Raw genomic sequence first — 17,660 nt, forward strand, 5'->3', positions numbered from 1 at the left:
CGTCGGCCGCCCGGCTGTGTAGCGGTGCGACTGAAAGCTGCCTCCAACAAAAACAGCGCCCGCAGGCGCTGTCACGTGTGTCAAAAGCCCCCTCTGGCCGGGATCCGGCCCGGGGTGGCGCTGCGCGTCAGGACGCGGCTGCACCAGTGGGCGCAGCACCCGGTTGTTCGCCGCCCAGCACCTTCCACAAGGTCACGCGGTTGAGCTGCTCCGACAAGCGCAGCCCGATCAGCGTCTGCTGCGCGGTGTACAGGCTGCGCTGCGCATCCAGCACCGTCAGGTAGTTGTCCACGCCCGCCTTGAAGCGCGCATCCGACAGATCGAACGCCTTTTGCGTATTGGCCACCATGCTGGTCTGGGCATCCAGGCGGTTGCCCCACTGGGCCCGGTCGGCCAGCACATCAGCCGTTTCCTTGAAGGCCGTCTGCACGGCCTTCTCGTACTGGCTGACGGCAATGCGCTGGTTGCTTTCGGCCACCTCGATATTGGCGCGGTTGCGCCCGCCGTCGAAGATCGGCAGCTTCACCAGCGGCACAAAGCTCCAGGTGCGGTTGCCACTGCCGAACAGCGCATCCAGCTCGCGGCTGCCCGTGCCCACGCTGGCCGTCAGGCTGATGCTGGGGAACAGCGCCGCACGCGCCGCACCGATGTTGGCGTTCATGGCGCGCAGATTGTGTTCCGCCGCCTGGATGTCCGGGCGCTGCAGCAGCACGCTGGACGGCAGCGGCGCGGGCACCGGCAGCAAGGCCGCGCTGTCCGCACCACCGGCCAGCGTCCGGGCCGTGGGCAGCAGGTTCTGCGGCACCGGACCGCCCACCAGCAGCTGCAGCGCATTGCGGTCGCGCTCCACCTGGGCGGTGTAGCTGGCCACATCACCCCGTGCGGTGTCCACCGTGGTCTGGTTCTGCGCCAGCACCAGGCCCGAGGTCGAGCCGATCTGGTGCATGCGCTGGGTCAGCGCAAAGGCTTTCTCGCGGCTGGCCAGCGTGTCCTGCGCCAGCTGCAGACGGGCCTGGTCGGCCGCCAGGGTCAGCCAGGCCGTGGCCACATCGGCCACCAGGCCCAGCTGCACATTGCGCTGGTTGTCCTGGCTCTGCAGGAACTGCTGCAGCGCCGCGTCGTTCAGGTTGCGGATGCGGCCCCACAGGTCCACCTCGTAGCTGGCAAAACCCAGCTGGGCGGTGTACTGCGTGGTCGTGGTGCTCGCGCCGGTGCTGCTCAGGTCGGCCGCCGTGCGTGCCCGGTTGCCCTGGGCCTGGGCGGTCACGCTGGGCAGCAGATCGGCCCGGGTGATGCCGTACTGGGCACGCGCTTTCTCGATGTTTTCGATCGCCACGCGCAGGTCGCGGTTGTGTGTCAGCGCCAGCGCCACCACATCCCGCAAGGGCGCCGATTGCAGCCACTGCAGGGCCTGGGCCTGCTGCAGCGCCGCCTCGCTGGCCACCACCGGGGCGGCCGTGGCCGTCACGGTGTCGGGCACGGCGCCCTGCGGCGTCTGGTAGCGCGGCGCCAGATTGCAGCCGGCCAGCAGCGCGGTCAGGGCCGTGGCGGCCGCCACGGTCGAAGTTGTCGTCATCAGGCGCTTCATGCTGCGCTCTCCTCGTTCACGGCCGGCGTGTCGTCTTGCCGCGAGCGGCTCTTGAACCAGCTGCGGACCAGCAGGAAGAACACCGGCACCAGGAAGATGCCCAGCACCGTGGACGCCACCATGCCGCCCAGCACTGCCGTGCCGATGGCATTGCGGCCGCCCGCACCGGCCCCGGTGCCGATGGCCAGCGGGATCACACCGAAACCGAAGGCCAGCGAAGTCATCAGAATGGGGCGCAGGCGCAGGCGCACGGCTTCCACCGTGGCATCGAACAGCTTCTTGCCCTGTTCCTGCAGCTGCACCGCAAACTCCACGATCAGGATGGCGTTCTTCGCCGCCAGGCCCACCGTGGTCAGCAGGCCCACCTGGAAGTACACGTCATTGGTCAGACCGCGCGTATAGGTCGCCGCCAGCGCGCCGATCACGCCCAGCGGCACGGCCAGCATCACTGACAGCGGCACCGTCCAGCTTTCATACAGCGCAGCCAGGCACAGGAACACGAACAGGATGGAGATCGCATACAGCATGGGCGCCTGCGCACCGGACTGGCGCTCCTGCAAGGAAGCACCGGTCCACTCGTAGGTGATGCCGGCAGGCAGCTTCTGCAAAATGGCTTCCACCGTTTCCATGGCCGTGCCCGAGCTGATGCCGTGCGATGCACGCCCTTCGAACTCGTAGGCAGGGCTGCCGTTGTAGCGCAGCAGCTGGGGCGAGCCATAGGCCCAGTAGCTGCTGGAAAAGGCCCCGAACGGCACCATCTCACCGTTTTTGTTGCGCACGGTCCACTTGGCAATGTCCTGCGGCAGCATGCGGTGCGGCGCGTCGCCCATGATGTAGACCCGCTTGACGCGGCCGTTGTTCAGGAAGTCGTTCACATAGGTGCCGCCCATGGCGCTGGACAGCACGCTGTTGACATCGCTGTACGACAGGCCCAGTGCAGCGGCCTTGCGGTCGTCCACATCCACACGCAGTTCGGTGGCATCTTCCAGGTTGGTGGTGCGCACGGCCGTCAGCAGCGGGCTGGCGCGCATCTCGCTGAGCACCTGGTCACGCGCTGCCAGCAAGGCTGCGTGGCCCACCGCGTTCACGTCCTTGAGCATGAAGTTGTAACCCGAGCTGGAGCCCAGCCCCCGCACGGCCGGCGGCAGGATGACCTGCACGCGGGCATCGCGGATGCGGGACAGGTCCTGGGTGGCCTGGTTGGCAAAGGCGGCCGCAGACTGCGACGGCAAGGGACGCGCGCTCCAGGGCTTGAGGCGGATGAAGCCGCGGGCCGAGCTCTGGTCGCCGTTGAGCCCCGAGACCTGGTTGAAGCTGATCACATCGGGCTGGTCGGCCAGGTACATGCGCACCTCGTCCAGCACCTCCTGCAGGCGGGCATCGGACGCCCCGGCGGGCAGGTTCACGTTCACGTAGACAAAGCCCTGGTCTTCGTCGGGCAGGAACGAGGTGGGCAGCTTGGCCATCAGCAGCCACACGCCCAGCAGCACCGCCAGGAAGATCAGCATCATGCGCTTGGCGCGCCCCAGGCTGAAGGCCACCGTGCGCTGGTAGCGGTTGGCGGTGGCATCGAAATGGTGGTTGAACCAGCGGAAGAACCGGTCGTTGATGCCCAGCAGACCTGGGCGGATGGCGCGTTCATGGCCATCGCCATGGGCGCGGTCCGGCGCCTTGAGCAAGGTGGCGCACAGCGCCGGCGTCAGGGTCAGCGCCACGAACACCGACAGGCCCATGGCCGCCACGATGGTGATCGAGAACTGGCGGTAGATCACGCCGGTGGAGCCGCCAAAGAAGGCCATAGGCACAAACACGGCCGACAGCGTCACCCCGATGCCCACCAACGCCGAGGTGATTTCCTTCATGGACAGGCGCGTGGCTTCCTTCGGTGAAAGCCCGGTCTCGTGCATGACCCGCTCCACGTTCTCCACCACCACAATCGCATCGTCCACCAGCAGGCCAATGGCTAGCACCATGGCGAACATGGTCAGGGTGTTGATGGAGTAGCCCGCAATCGACAGCACGCCAAAAGTGCCCAGCAGCACCACCGGCACGGCAATCGCAGGGATCAGCGTGGCGCGGAAGTTCTGCAGGAAGATGAACATCACGATCACCACCAGCACCATGGCCTCGCCCAGTGCGTGCATCACTTCGTTGATCGAGGCGCGCACGAACGGCGTGGAGTCCGAGCTGACGAAGTACTCGATCCGGTTCGGGAAGAAGGGCTTGAGCTCGGCCAGCTTGGCCGCCACCGCATCCGACACCGCCATGGCGTTGGCACCGTCGGCCAGGATGATACCCATGCCAGCGCCGGGCATGCCGTTGAGCTTGGTCTGGATGGACAGGTTGTCGGCACCCAGCTCCACGCGTGCCACATCCTTCATCGTCACCACCGAGCCGTCGGTGGATGACTTCAGCACAATCGCCTCGAACTCCTGCACCGTCTTGAGCTTGGTGCGCGCCGTGATGGTGGCATTGAGCTGCTGGTTCTGCACCGCCGGCAGGGCACCCAACTGGCCGGCCGAGACCTGGGCGTTCTGGGCGTTCAGCGCCGCGGCCAGATCCGAAGGCATCAGCGCATACTTTTCCAGCTTGGCCGGGTCCATCCAGATGCGCAGCGCATAGCTGGTGCCGAACACACTGATATCGCCCACACCCTCGATGCGGCCGATGATGTCCACCAGGTTGCTGTTGATGTAGTCGCCGATGTCCACGGCCGTGACGGCCTCGTCGGGCGAGTAGAAGCTGTAGGTCACCAGAAAATCCTGGCCCCCCTTGTTGATGAACACCCCGCGGGTCTTCACCGCATCCGGCAGGCGGTTGATCGCCCCCTGGATCTTGTTCTGCACCTGCACCTGGGCCACGTCCACATCCGTGCCGGGCGCAAAGGTCAGGGTGATGCGGGCCTGTCCCGACGCATTGCTCGTCGAGCTCATGTAGAGCATGTTGTCGATGCCCTTGATCTGCTGCTCGATGATCTGCGTGACCGAGTTTTCCACGGTCTCGGCCGAGGCACCGGTGTACTGCGCGCCGATGGTCACGCGCGGCGGTGCGATGTCGGGGTACTGCTCCAGCGGCAGGGTCTTGATCGACAAGGCCCCTCCCAGCATGATGATGATGGCGATGACCCATGCAAAGATGGGCCGGTTGATGAAGAACTGAGCCATGTGCGCTGCCTCGCCGTCTTACTTGGCGGCAGGCTGGGCCGCGGGTGCGTCCGCCGCAGCCTGCACCGGAGGCTCGCCGCGCGTGCTCTTGCGGGCCGCCTTGGCCTGCATGTCCACTTCCACGGGCTTGACCTTGTCACCGGGCTTGGTGCGCTGGAACCCGTCCACCACCACGCGATCGCCGGCCTTCAGGCCGCTTTGCAGCAACCACTGGCTGCCGACGGCGCGGTCCAGTTCCACATCGCGCTTTTCCAGCACATCGCCTTCCTTGGCCACCAGCACGCTGGGGCGACCGGTCAGGTCGCGCGTCACCGCCTGCTGGGGCACCAGCAGCGCATCCGGCGCCAGCGCCGTGGGCAGCAGGGCCTGCACATACATGCCCGGCATCAGCAGGCCTTCGGGATTGGGGACCACGGCGCGCAGGGTCAGCGTGCCCGTGGTGTCGTTGACGATCACGCCGGCAAACGCCAGTTTGCCCTGGTGCGGGTAGTCGCTGCCGTCGTCCAGCTTGATGCGCACGGCGATCTTGTCGCCCTCCACCTTGGCAAAGCGGCCGGCCTCCAGCTCCCGCTTGAGCTGCACCACGTCCGCACTGGACTGGGTGAAGTCCACATACATCGGGTCCATCTGCACGATGGTCGTCAGCGCCGTGGTCTGGTTGGCCGTCACCAGCGCACCCGGCGTCACGGCGGACAGCGCAATGCGTCCGCCGATGGGCGCCTCGATGCGGCTGTATTTCAGGTTGATGCGCGCCGTCTCCAGGCTGGCCTTGGCCACGGCCACGTCGGACTGTGCCTGGAGCGCAGCGGCCTGGCTTTCCTCATAGGCCTGCTGGCTGATGGCGTCGATCTTCACCAGCTCCGCACTGCGGCGCGCAGTGGCGGCCAGCGTGCGCTGGCTGGCTTCGGCCTTGGCCACGGCCGCCGCGGCACTGCGCTCGGTGGCCTGCAGCGAAGCCGCGTCGATCTGGTACAGCGGCTGGCCTTGCTTGACCACCGCCCCTTCGGTGAACAGGCGCTTCTGGATGATGCCCGAGACCTGGGGGCGCACTTCCGCGGTCAGAAAGGCCCGCGTGCGGCCCGGCAGGCTGGCGTCCAGCTGCTGGCTTTGCGGCTTCAGCGTCACCACCCCCACCTGCACCGCCTGCTTGGCCGCCGGCGCCGCCGGCTCGCCGCCTTTGGAACAGGCCGCCAGCAACAGCGCCGCGCCCACTGCACACCACCACCCTCCAGACGCTGCACGTTGCGGACCGTGTGAATTGGAACGGGACACACGGGAGGCAGGCGCCTGCGCCGGGCGCAGGCGTGCAGTGTTGGCAGTCTTCATGGGGGAGAGGTCGATCATCAGAAAGGGGCCATTCTGGCCCCCTTATGTTTACGTTTCGTAAAGCCTACAAATGTAGGGCAATTCCTGCATGCGCGGCGGCGAAAGCTGCCGCACGCCCATGCAATCGTTGGGAGCAGTCCGTCGCCAGCAAGTTCCCTGCCATGGCGCAGACCGCATTGCTGCCACCAGCCTGTGCGCTGGCTTACGCCGCCGCAGCCGCCCCGCGCAGTGCCTCGCGCAGCTGCTGCCCGACTTCGGGGCGGCCCGCAAACGCATCGGTCGGGTTGCGCAGCTGCAGGATGTCCTCCATCCGCGCCTGCACATTGCCCAGGGCATGGGGGTGGCTGAAGATGTAGAACTGGTCCTCGGCCATGGCCGCAAACACCTTCTCAGCAATGTGCGTGGCCGTGACCTTGCCCGATCCGACGGCTTTTTGCGACATGGCGCGCGCCACCTTCTGGCTGCCCGTCAGCACGGCATTGCTCATGTCGGCGGGGCGGTTGCGTTCGCTGTCAGCGATGCCGGTGGGCACGAAATACGGGCACAGCAGACTGCAGTGCACCTGGTCGGTCACCAGGCGCAGGTCCTGGTACAGGGTCTCGGTCAGCGCCACCACGGCATGCTTGCTGACGTTGTAGACCGCCATGTTCGGCGGCGCCAGCATGCCCGCCATGCTGGCGGTGTTGACGATGTGGCCGCGCCAGTCCGGGTCCTGGCGCGCCGCCTCCAGCATCATGGGCGTGAACAGGCGCACCCCGTGGATCACGCCCCACAGGTTGACGCCCAGAATCCACTGCCAGTCGGCCTCGGTCTGCTCCCACACCAGACCGCCGCCGCCCACACCCGCGTTGTTGAACACGAAATGCGGCGCACCAAAACGCTCCTTGACCTCCTGCGCCAGCGCCGCCATGGCCTCGCCGCTGGACACGTCCACGCGCCGCGCCAGCACGTCGGCCGCCCCCAGCGCCCTGGCCTCGGCCGCCGCGCGCTCCAGCGCATCGGCCTGCACATCCACCAGCACCAGCTGCATGCCGGCGCGCGCGCCGATGCGCACGCATTCCAGCCCGAAGCCGGAACCGGCACCGGTCAGCACCGCCGTCTTGCCTTGCAGGTCTTTCAGCATCTTGTCTGTCTCCTTGTTATGGCTGCCACACGGGCGCCGTGCGCCCGGAAAAAAGGCGCCTGCCGTTGCCGGGGGCGCCTGGGGAAGGTCTGGTTCAGACCAGTTTGACCAGCTGTTTGCCGAAGTTCTTGCCCTTGAGCATGCCCAGGAACGCTTCGGGCGCTGCCGCCAGGCCCTGCGCCACCGACTCGCGTGGGCGCAGCTTGCCGATCTGCACCAAATCCGACAGCTCGGCCAGGGCCTTGGGCCACATGCCCATGTGCTCGCTGACGATGAAGCCCTGCACCTTCAGGCGGTTGATCAGAATCAGCGCCGGATTGGCCATGGGCAGGGGCTGGCCGTCGTAGCCGGCGATCATCCCGCACAGGGCAATGCGGCCGAAGGCGTTCATGCGCAGCAGCACGGCGTCCAGGATGTAGCCGCCCACGTTTTCAAAGTAGCCGTCGATACCGTCCGGGCAGGCCGCCTTCAGCGCACCGGCCATGGACTTCACATCCGGGTGGGCGCGGTAGTCGATGCAGTGGTCAAAGCCCAGCTCCTTGACGGCGTAGGCGCATTTCTCCGGTCCACCGGCAATGCCCACCACGCGGCACTTTCGCGCCCGGGCCAGGGCCGCGAACGCGCTGCCCACGGCACCGGTGGCCGCGCTGACCACCAGGGTCTCGCCCTCCTTGGGCGCAATGATCTGGTCCAGGCCATACCAGGCCGTCACCCCGGGCATGCCCACGGCACCCAGGTAGTACGACAGCGGCACATGGGCCGTGTCCACCTTGCGCAGCATGCCCGGCGCATCGCCGTCCACCACGCTGTAGGTCTGCCAGCCACCCATGCCGACCACGCTGTCGCCGGGCTGAAAGCGCGGGTGGCGGCTTTCCTCCACCACGCCCACGGTGCCGCCCTGCATCACCTGCCCCAGGGGCTGGGGGGCCGCATAGCTCTTGGAGTCGTTCATGCGCCCGCGCATGTACGGGTCCAGGCTCAGGTAATGGTGGCGCACCAGCACCTGGCCTGGGGCCAGGGCGGGGGTGTCGGCTTCCGTCAGGCGGAAGTTGTCGACCGTGGCTTCGCCCTGGGGGCGGTTGTCCAGCAGGATCTGTGGGTTACGGGGCATGTCATCTCCTTCGGTTGTGTTCGCTGCGTACGCGCCCATGCGGGTGCGCCGCAGCCTTTCTTACCTTGCAAAATCAACACCCCGCCGCCGCGCCGCCCCAGGGCGGTCGCCGCGCGCGCTGGGGCTCAGTCCGTGGCGATCACGGTGTCCTTTGTATCCTTGCTGCCCGGGCGCACGGTCCGCGGCATGTATTTGAACGTACCGGTGGCATGGCTGCACAGGCGGCCTTCACCGTCGTAGACCTTGCCTTCGCAATAGGCCATGGTCTTGGTGCGGTGCAGCACCAGCCCCTTGGACACCAGCAGGCCGCGCGCCGGCTGCATGAAACTGGTCTTCATCTCGATGGTGACGCAGCCAAAGTCGTCGCTCTCCAGGCTGCGCGCCGCCACGGCCATGGTCACGTCCAGCAGGGTCATGCTGGCGCCGCCATGGGTCACGCCAAAGGTGTTCAGGTGGTCGGACTGGGCTTCGTAGCGCAGCTCGGACTCGCCGTTTTCCATCTTGTGCAGGGTGAAACCCAGATGTTCGACGAAGGGAATGGGGATGGCGCCAAAGCTCAACACAGGGAGAGTCTCCAAAAATTCGGGGGAAGTCCCCGAGCATAGCGGCGCTGGCCGCCCGCACGGAGCACATTGCTGTCACCTACGCGCTTGGACGACAGTCCCATTCCACACCGACCGTCAGCCGCCCACCAGCGCGCTGACGCCGCCGTCCACCGCCATCCACTGGCCGGTGATGTGCTTGCCCGCCGCGCTGGCATACAGCAAGGTGATGCCTTTCAGATCCTCATCGTCGCCCAGGCGCTGCAGCGGCGCATGGCTGCTCATCTGCTCCTCGCCCAGGGTGTCGATCAGCACCTCCGCCATCTTGGTACGGAAGAACCCCGGGCAGATGGCGTTCACCGTGATGCCGTAGCGCCCCCACTCCCCGGCCAGCGCACGGGTGAAATTCAGCACCGCGCCCTTGGAGGTGTTGTAGGCAATGGTCTTCATCGCCACCGGGTTGCCGCCCAGCGCCGCGATGGACGCCAGATTGATGATGCGGCCGCTGCGGCGCGGGATCATGCTGCGCTTGGCAATCTGCTGGCTCAGCAGGAAATAGCCGCGCACATTCAGGTTCATCACCTTGTCCCAGGCACTCAGCGGGTGGTCTTCGGCCGGCGCGCCCCAGCTGGCACCGGCGTTGTTGACCAGGATGTCCACCTCACCCAGGCGCTGCAAGGCCTCGGTCGCCAGGCGCTCGATGTCGTCCTCACGGGCGCAGTCGGCCGCAATCCAGCTGGCATCGATGCCCTGGGCCTGCAGCGTGGCCGCGGCCTCTTCCAGGTCCGCCGCCTTGCGCGAGCTCAGCACAATCCGGGCTCCCGCCTCGCCCAGCGCCTGGGCCATCTGCAGCCCCAGGCCGCGCGAGCCCCCGGTCACCAGGGCGGTCTTGCCCTTCAAGTCGAACAATTGCTGCACGGTATGTGCCATGGTCTGTCTCCTCTTTATGACCCCCATACGCTCTGGCAGTGCCAGGCGGCGGGTGGTGGTTGTTTGCCAGGCATTGTGCAAGTGCGCTGCCAGCCCCCCTGTCACCTGTGCGCAAGCTGACAGAGGTCAGTTGCCAAGAAAAGAAGTGCTGCAGAAAACTTGAAGACGAACGGGAAAGCGGCCGCCAAGAGCCGCCAAGGGCCGCTCAAAGTCGCCAAACGTCGCAAAGCGTCCCGAAAGGGGATCGCGAGAGACCCGCAGAAGGCCGTGCCGCTACTCGAACAGCGAGCGCGTGCCGCCCCAGGCCGCGCCCTCCAGCTCCAGCATGCGCAGCTTGGTCAGCGCCCCCTGCCCGCCGGAAAACCCGCCGGGCTCCCGCCCTGCGGCCAGCACCCGGTGGCAGGGCACCACGGGCGCAAACGGATTGGCCCCCAGCGCCTGCCCCACGGCCCGGGCCAGGCCGGGCCCGCCCAGATCGGCCGCCAAGTCGCCATAGGTCCGCGTCTGTCCCGGCGCAATGGCCCGTGCCAGCGCATACACATTGCGCGCAAACTCGGGCACGCCCTGCCAGTCCAGCGCAATCTCCAGCAACTGGGGCAGTACCTGGCCATCGGCGGCGGTGGCGGGGGCCTCTGCGCGGTAATCGGCACGCAGATCGCCCAGCACCTGGGCGTCGTCGGCACCAGGCCAGGGATGTGCCCCCTCCTCACCCGCACCGTCCTCCGCTTCGCCCGCAGCGGCGCGCCAGCCGGCCATCAGCTGCTGCACCCCGGCCACGGCCTGCACCGCGCACTCTGGCATCTGGGCGGCGCTGTGCGCCTGCAACCAATCCGCCTGCGGCGGCACATCGGCACCGGTCAGGCGCTGGGCCAGCTCCTGCAGCATGCGCGCCCGCGTGGACTGGCCGTCCGCTTCGGGCAGCTGCAGCGCCAGCACGGCCTGGGGCTGCCAGGCCACAGCACACACGCCGATGCGGGTGGCAAACAGCGCATGGCCGTAGCCGAACGATGCATCGGCCAGATCAACACGGAAAGCAGCAGCAGCGGACATCCAAGGCACCTCCCACACGGAAGCCACCATTGTGCGCCGCTGCGATGCGGCATAAAAAACACAGACCACTGTACACACGCACAGTGTTTAACTGTATATTTACACAGTCATCAACTCTTTGAATCTGCAGCATGGACACCGCAGAAGCCTTTTTCACCGTCTCCCTGTGCGACTTCGATGGTCTGCCGGAGGCCGCTCGCGCCAAAGCCGAAGAACGCTACGCCAAGGTACTGACCCGCCAGCTGGGCGGCTCGGACCAGGTCTGTGAAACCCTGCACTGGGTGCAGCAGCTGGAAGAAGACCCGCCCGAGGAAATCACCGAAGAGGTCAAGACCGGCTTTGCCCGCTGGATGAAAGCCGTGCGCGCCGCCACCGAGGCCGGCATGCAGGGCCTGGGCGAAGGCGAAGGCTGCTACTTCGAGGTACGCGGGGCCTGAGCGCCGGGCAGCGTCCGCCGCATGGGGCAGTGGATGGCGGAGCGCTATTTCCGCCTTCGCCACGCTGCTGCCCTGGGCTGCATACACTGGCGGACCTTTCCGTGCTCCTGTTTTGTGTATGCAGCCCTTGCTCGACGCCATCGCCCAGATGGCCTATCCCACCGACGCCCAGCGCCTTTTTCACGGCCGTGGCGGCCGCCATCCGGGCTGTGAACAGCTGTCGCTGGACGCATTTCCGCCCGCCCTGGTGCTGACCAGCTTTGCACCGCTGGCCGACGAGGCCCTGGCCGCCGTGGGCGCTGCGCTGGCGCAGCGCTGGCAGCAGATTGCCCCCGCCGGCCAGCCGCTGACCTGGGTCTTCCAGACCCGGGAAGCCGGCGGCAAGGTCGAAACCCGCACCATGGCCGGCGCCCTGCCCGAGCCCCATGTGGTGACCGAAAACGGTGCCCAGTACCTGCTGCACATCGGGCGCGGCCAGAACCACGGCCTGTTCCTGGACATGGCCGCCGGCCGCGACTGGGTGCGCCAGCAGGTGCTCGCCCACCCCCGCCCCGCACGCATGAAAGTGCTCAACCTGTTTGCCTACACCTGTGCGTTCTCGGTGGTGGCCAAGCTGGCCGGTGCCGGCCAGGTGCTGAACATGGACATGAGCAAGGGCGCGCTGGCCACAGGCCAGCACAACCACCAGCTCAACGGCGTCAAGGCCGGCGCCAGCTTTGCCGCGCACGACATCTTCAGCAGCTGGGGCAAGATCAACCGCAGCGGGCCGTATGACCTGATCATCGTGGACCCGCCCAGCTACCAGAAGGGCAGCTTCATCGCGACCAAGGACTACGCCCGCCTGATGCGCCGCCTGCCCGACCTGCTGGCCCCGGACGGCCAGGTGCTGCTGTGCCTGAATGCGCCCGAGCTGGGCACCGCCTTTCTGCGCGAGCAGATGACCGAGATCGCCCCCGAGCTGCAATTCACGCAGCGCATTCCCAACCCGCCGGTGTTTGCCGATGTGGACGAGGAACGCAGCCTGAAGGTGCTGGTCTACCGTGCGCCCGGCCTGCCGGGCGCGGACCCTGTGGCTTCGGCGGCCCCGGCCGGCGCTGCGGCCTAAGTCCGCAGGTCCCCTGTCCCACCCCGCACGCCATCCCCCGCCGAGTGCCATGACCGCTTCCCCCTCTTCCGATCTTTCCGACCTTTCCGCGCTCGACCCGGCCCTGGCCCGCACCTTGCAGCGCTTTGCCCGGCTGGACGCCGACACGCCCACGCCGCAGCTGGACTACGCGGGGCGCCGCCGGCTGCTGAGCACCCTGCAGGCCCAGCTGCTGCGCAGCCCGCTGCCCAGCGTGGTCCGGACCGACCATTTTGTACCCGCGCCAGGCCGGGAAATCACCGTGCGCAGCTACCAGAAAAACGGTGCCCCCAGCCCGCAGACCCTGGTCTGGCTGCACGGCGGCGGCTGGATGGTGGGCGACCTGAACACCCACGACGACCTGTGCGAACACCTGGCGCAGTTCACCGGCCACACCGTGCTCAGCGTGCACTACCGCCGCACGCCGGAAAACCCTTTCCCCGCGCCGCTGGACGATGTGAGCACCGTGCTGCAGTGGCTGCACCGCATGCAGGGCGTGCTGCCCTTTGCCCGGGACAGCGTGCTGCTGGGCGGCGACAGTGCCGGCGCCCACCTGGCCCTGGCCTGTGCGCTACGCCATGCGGCTGCACCGCAGCCTGCAGATACCGGCTTGCCGGCCCAGCTGCAGGGCCTGCTGCTGTTCTACCCGCCGATTGCTCCGGAGCAGGACCACCCGAGCATGCAGGCCTTCAGCGAAGGCTTTGGTCTGACGCGCAGCGCCATGGCGCACTACTGGCAGGAACTGGGCGGCACCGAAGGCGCGGATGCACTCTGCCGCCTGCCCGCCAGCTGCACCGACACCCTGCTCCGGCTGCCGCCCACGGTGGTCTGCACCGCCAGCCACGACATCCTGCGCGATGAAGGCGAGGCCTTTGCCCGCCAGCTGCAGGCAGCCGGCGTGCCCACCCGGCTGCTGCGCGCGCCCGGCATGGTGCACGGCTTTGCCCGCATGCTGACCGCCAGCCCCCAGGCCCGCCAGCAGGTGGAACAGGCCTGCCATGCCCTGGCGGCGCTGCTGCATGGCGCCACGGCCAACAGCGCAGCAGGCTGACGCCGCAGGCACAGACCGGGGCACCGCCCCCGGCCCAGCCCACCAACAACAACGCCCCGTTCACAGGGGCGTTGTTGTTGGTGGTCCTGCCCCATCACTGCCCCATCACGGGCGGGGTCACCTGGGGGCCTAGCGCTCCCGACGTGCGGTGTGCGCCAGGGCGTGCGCCGATGCACGCGGCACACGCGTTGCCGGCACGGCGGCCTGCGTCAGCACGCCTTCGTCGCTGTGCAGCTGGAACACGGCCACGGCCTGCACCAGTTGCTGGGCCTGGTTACGCAGGCTGTCGGCAGCCGCCGCGCTTTCTTCCACCAGGGCCGCGTTCTGCTGGGTGACCTGGTCCATCTGGGTCACGGCATCGCCCACCTGGGCCACGCCGCTGGCCTGTTCCTGGCTGGCGGCGCTGATTTCGTTGACGATATCGGTCACCCTTTGGATGGCGGCCACCACCTCCCCCATGGTGGTGCCGGCGCGGTCCACCTGCTCGCTGCCTTGCTGCACGCTGTCCACGCTGGCCGTGATCAGGGTCTTGATCTCCTTGGCAGCCGTAGCCGAGCGCTGCGCCAGCGAACGCACCTCGCTGGCCACCACGGCAAAGCCGCGCCCCTGCTCACCGGCCCGCGCGGCTTCCACGGCGGCATTCAGCGCCAGGATATTGGTCTGGAAGGCGATGGAGTCGATCACGCCAATGATGTCGGCAATGCGCTGGCTGGCACCCTGGATGTCGCGCATGGTGGCCACCACCTGGCCCACCACCTCGCCACCCTGGGCAGCCACCTGGGAGGCATTCGCTGCCAGTTCGCTGGCCTGGCGCGCATGGGCAGCGTTCTGCTGCACCGAGGACGTCAGTTCCTCCATGGACGCTGCGGTTTCCTCCAGCGCACTGGCCTGCTGCTCGGTACGTGCCGACAGATCGTGGTTGCCATGGGAAATCTGGGTGCTTGCCGAGGCCACGCTGTGCGCGTTCTGGCGCACGCCATGCACCACCTGGGACAGTGCGGTCTGCATGCCATACAAGGCATTGAGCAGCAGGGCAATCTCGTCCCGCCCGCCACTGGGCTGCGCGGCGGTCAGGTTGCCGCCGGCCACGGCCCGCGCCACCTGCACGGCGGCATCCAGCGGGCGCACCACCGCGCGGCTGAACAGCAGGGCCGTGCCAATGCCCAGCACGCAAACCGTCAGCATCACCACCAGGCTGATCCAGATGGCGCGCGTGGCGTCCGTGCCGGCCTGCGCGGCCACGGCGGCGGCGCTGCGCTGGATCAGCGCACCGGCCTCATCCAGCAGCCGGGTCGGTTCCCGGTCAATGCCCTGCACCGCCTGGTCCCCCGCCACCGCATCCATGCCGGCAGCCTGGAAGGCCTGGTAGCCGCCGCGGTAGGCCTGGCCCATGCGCTGGTGGGCCTGGGCAAAACCCTCCACGCGGCTGCGGCTGTCGCCGGCCGGCAGGCCCGCCAGCAGCGCGCGTGCGGCCTCCTGCACCACGGCCTCCTGCTTTTCAAAGGCGCTCCAGTACCGCGCGCGCTGCGCCGGGTCCTTGCCGCGCAGCAGCACGTTCTTCCACTCCTGGGTCTGGAGCTTGAAGCTGTCGAGCATGTGGTTGACGGCACGCTCCTGGTCGGCATGCACGGCCACCGTGGTCTGGTAGGTGGACAGTGCCTGGCGCAACTGGGCAATGCCAAACAGCGCGGCGCCCAGCAGCACCAGCATGGCGGCGGCAAATGCCAGGGGGAGCTTGGTGGCCAGCTTCATCGCGCGACCTCCAGACAATGCGCAGCGTGACTGCCGCCGGGGTTGCTGAACGTGTCCATCACTCACCTCTTCTCTTGGGTCCGCGGTGCCGGCCACGCGCAGTCCCATCGGAAGGATGGGTTGCGCGGGCCATGCTGTTTTTCAAATAGGGGTCGGTTGGAGTACACGCCGCTGCACCGCCCTGTCTTCATAGGCAGGCGCACATCAGTAGCCGCACACTCCCCGGCCGGCGGCAAGGCTAAGGCCTCGCGCAAACCCTTGGCTTTCGCCTGTCTTTCGCCGGCCTTTCGGATCACTCCGGCCGCCCCGTCTCGCCGCAGCGTCTGCGCGTTAAGCCCGATGGTCGGCGCCGCAGGCACATGAAATGCTTGTGCCCTTGTCGACATTCACTGCACGAGGAGCACTGTTTCATGCGTCACATGTTTTCTGCCATGGCCACCGCCTGCCTGCTGGCCCTGGGCGGCAACGCCTTGGCCCAGGAGGCCGAAGCCTCCCCCACCTTCGACAAGATCAAGAGCTCCGGCAAAGTGGTGCTGGGCGTGCGCGAAAGCTCGGCCCCCATGGCCTATGCCCTGGGCTCCATGCAGAAGTACGTGGGCTACCACGTGGAGCTGTGCGAGAAGGTGCTGGACAAGATCGCCCCCAAGGCCCAGCGCGAATACATGGCGCTGACCGCGCAGAACACCCTGCCCCTGGTGCAGAACGGCACGGTGGACATCGGCTGCGGCCCTACCACCAACAACCTGGCGCGGCAAAAGCAGGTGGCGTTTGCCGTGACCACCTATGTCAGCGAGGTGCGCGCCGCCGTGCGCGCCGACTCACCGGTCAAATCCTTCAAGGAGCTGGACAACCAGACCCTGGCCGCCTCCGCCGGCACCACGGCTGTCCAGCTGCTGCGCAAATACAGCCGCGACCACAGCACCAAGTTCGACGTGCAGCTGGGCAAGGACCATTTCGAGAGCTTTCTGATGCTGGAGTCCGGCCGCGCCCAGGCCTTTGTGCTGGACGCCAACCTGCTGGCCGGCGTGATCGCCAACTCCAAGAACCCCACGGGCTACAAGATTGTCGGCGAGGTGCTGGGTGCCGAACCCATTGCGCTGCTGTTCCGCCACGGCGACGCCCCGTTCAAGAAGGCCGTGGACGGCGCCATCGGCGAGCTGATGCAGAACGGCGAAATGGCCAGGCTCTATGACAAATGGTTCATGCAGCCCATCCCGCCCAAGAACGCGGCCCTGAACCTGCCGCTGAGCCCCATGCTCAAGGGCCTGTTCCAGCAGCCCAACGACAAGCCCCTGGAAGCCTACCAGGACAAGGACGGCAGCGGCGCCTGAGCGGGCACCTGCGCACCGCCAGACAGCGTGACACCACGCCCTGGTGTGCGCACGGCCTGCCCCGGCATGAAAAAAAGGTCCGCCAATGGCGGACCCAAACTTTCCCCGGTACCCCTGCGAGCGGAGTTCAGTCCAGTGACAGGCCTTCACGCTGGATGGCGCCACCCCATTCCTGCACTTCCTTGCTGATGCGCTGGCTGAACTTGCCAGGCTCCAGCATCACCACCTCGCCCAGCGACGCCAGGGCCGCCGTGGCACGCGCATCCTGGGCCAGGCTCTTGGAGGCGTCGTACAGCTTCTGCACTATGGGCTGCGGCAGATTGGCCGGCCCCAGCATGCCCAGCCAGAAGATCACGTTGAAGTTGTCATAGCCGGCTTCGGCCATGGTGGGCACATTGGGCAGCTGCTTCATGCGCTGCGGTGCCGTCACCGCCAGGGCCTTGAGCTTGCCGGCCTGGATCTGCGGCAGCGCCGCCCAGGTCTCGAACATGGTGTCCAGCTCGCCGCTCATCACCGCCATCTGCGCCTGGGCCGATCCCTTGTACGGCACATGGGTCATGCGCGCGCTGGTGCGGTTGCCCCAGGAGGTGAAGCTCAGGTGGGCGATATTGCCCGGGCCGGCCGAGCCGTAGCTGATGCGGTCCGGGTTGCGCTGGGCATAACCGATCATGTCCTTGGGGTTCTGGATGTTGTTCTTCTGCGTCCAGGCCGGATTGGCAATCAGGATGAAGGGCGCATCCACCGCCACCGTGATGGGCGTGAAATCCTTGGCCTTGTACGGGCTCTTCTTGTAGAGCTGGGGGTTGATGGTGATGCTGCTGGAATTGGTGAACAGCAGGGTGTAGCCGTCCGCCGGCGCGCGCGCCACCTCGCCCACGCCCAGCGAGCCGTTGGCGCCGGGCTTGTTTTCCACCACCACGGGCTGACCCAGGGTCTTGCTCAGGTGGTCGGACATGATGCGGGCCACCGTGTCGGTGATGGAGCCTGCAGGAAAGCCCACCACCATGCGGATGGGCTTGGTGGGCCAGTCGCTCTGGGCCTGCGCGGCGGTCAGCGGCAGTCCCAGGGCCAGGGCGGCAGCGGCAACGGCGCCCAGCTGCAGGCTGCGGCGGCGGGTGGAAATGGTTGGCAT

14 protein-coding genes are annotated in these 17,660 nt (G+C 67.4%); 4 read left to right on the plus strand and 10 right to left on the minus strand.

The window, feature by feature from the left end:
* Positions 1-127: 127 nt before the first annotated feature.
* From B3349_RS12385 to B3349_RS12420, 8 genes are all read right to left on the minus strand, one after another.
* Positions 128-1,588 (minus strand): efflux transporter outer membrane subunit, encoded by a 1,461-nt coding sequence (locus tag B3349_RS12385; protein WP_291589013.1) that lies wholly within the window; start codon positions 1,586-1,588, stop codon positions 128-130.
* A complete protein-coding gene (locus B3349_RS12390; RefSeq protein WP_291589015.1) occupies positions 1,585-4,752 on the minus strand; it encodes an efflux RND transporter permease subunit in 3,168 nt (1,055 codons plus the stop codon). Before B3349_RS12390 ends, B3349_RS12385 begins: the two co-directional genes overlap by 4 nt.
* A gap of 18 nt (positions 4,753-4,770) precedes the next feature.
* Positions 4,771-6,078 carry an efflux RND transporter periplasmic adaptor subunit gene (locus B3349_RS12395; RefSeq protein WP_291589017.1) on the minus strand — a complete coding sequence of 436 codons (1,308 nt, stop codon included), beginning with the start codon at positions 6,076-6,078 and terminating at the stop codon, positions 4,771-4,773.
* Between the two features lie 202 nt (positions 6,079-6,280).
* Entirely contained in the window at positions 6,281-7,201 is a 921-nt protein-coding gene (locus B3349_RS12400) for an SDR family oxidoreductase (protein WP_291589018.1), read from the minus strand.
* A 94-nt stretch (positions 7,202-7,295) separates the two neighbouring features.
* A complete protein-coding gene (locus B3349_RS12405; protein ID WP_283337876.1) occupies positions 7,296-8,312 on the minus strand; it encodes an NADP-dependent oxidoreductase in 1,017 nt (338 codons plus the stop codon).
* Between the two features lie 125 nt (positions 8,313-8,437).
* On the minus strand, positions 8,438-8,875 hold the full coding sequence (locus B3349_RS12410) for a PaaI family thioesterase (RefSeq protein ID WP_283337877.1): 438 nt from the start codon (positions 8,873-8,875) through the stop codon (positions 8,438-8,440).
* Positions 8,876-8,992: 117 nt separating this feature from the next.
* Positions 8,993-9,784: an SDR family oxidoreductase gene (locus tag B3349_RS12415; protein WP_291589023.1), complete on the minus strand. Its 792-nt coding sequence runs from the start codon at positions 9,782-9,784 to the stop codon at positions 8,993-8,995.
* Positions 9,785-10,057: 273 nt separating this feature from the next.
* Positions 10,058-10,834 carry a methylated-DNA--[protein]-cysteine S-methyltransferase gene (locus B3349_RS12420; protein ID WP_291589025.1) on the minus strand — a complete coding sequence of 259 codons (777 nt, stop codon included), beginning with the start codon at positions 10,832-10,834 and terminating at the stop codon, positions 10,058-10,060.
* A 131-nt stretch (positions 10,835-10,965) separates the two neighbouring features.
* Here B3349_RS12420 and B3349_RS12425 point away from each other — a divergent pair, with 131 nt between their 5' ends.
* The 3 genes from B3349_RS12425 (at position 10,966) to B3349_RS12435 (ending at position 13,445) form a co-directional block, all read left to right on the plus strand.
* Positions 10,966-11,271, plus strand: a complete 306-nt coding sequence (locus tag B3349_RS12425; RefSeq protein ID WP_066532642.1) for a hypothetical protein — start codon at positions 10,966-10,968, stop codon at positions 11,269-11,271.
* A gap of 118 nt (positions 11,272-11,389) precedes the next feature.
* Positions 11,390-12,376 (plus strand): class I SAM-dependent methyltransferase, encoded by a 987-nt coding sequence (locus B3349_RS12430; protein ID WP_291589027.1) that lies wholly within the window; start codon positions 11,390-11,392, stop codon positions 12,374-12,376.
* 49 nt (positions 12,377-12,425) lie between these two features.
* Positions 12,426-13,445, plus strand: coding sequence for an alpha/beta hydrolase (locus B3349_RS12435; RefSeq protein ID WP_291589029.1), 1,020 nt, complete (start codon positions 12,426-12,428; stop codon positions 13,443-13,445).
* Between the two features lie 129 nt (positions 13,446-13,574).
* Here B3349_RS12435 and B3349_RS12440 read toward each other — a convergent pair whose 3' ends face one another.
* Positions 13,575-15,197, minus strand: a complete 1,623-nt coding sequence (locus B3349_RS12440; protein ID WP_291589030.1) for a methyl-accepting chemotaxis protein — start codon at positions 15,195-15,197, stop codon at positions 13,575-13,577.
* Between the two features lie 410 nt (positions 15,198-15,607).
* Here B3349_RS12440 and B3349_RS12445 point away from each other — a divergent pair, with 410 nt between their 5' ends.
* On the plus strand, positions 15,608-16,528 hold the full coding sequence (locus B3349_RS12445; protein WP_291589031.1) for a transporter substrate-binding domain-containing protein: 921 nt from the start codon (positions 15,608-15,610) through the stop codon (positions 16,526-16,528).
* A gap of 127 nt (positions 16,529-16,655) precedes the next feature.
* On the opposite strand, the gene B3349_RS12450 is transcribed toward B3349_RS12445, so the two are convergent.
* The gene (locus B3349_RS12450; RefSeq protein ID WP_291589032.1) at positions 16,656-17,660 is read right to left on the minus strand and encodes a Bug family tripartite tricarboxylate transporter substrate binding protein; all 1,005 of its coding nucleotides are present in this window, start codon (positions 17,658-17,660) and stop codon (positions 16,656-16,658) included.

It is taken from the genome of Comamonas sp. UBA7528 (genome assembly GCF_002479375.1).
GTDB lineage: Bacteria > Pseudomonadota > Gammaproteobacteria > Burkholderiales > Burkholderiaceae_C > Comamonas.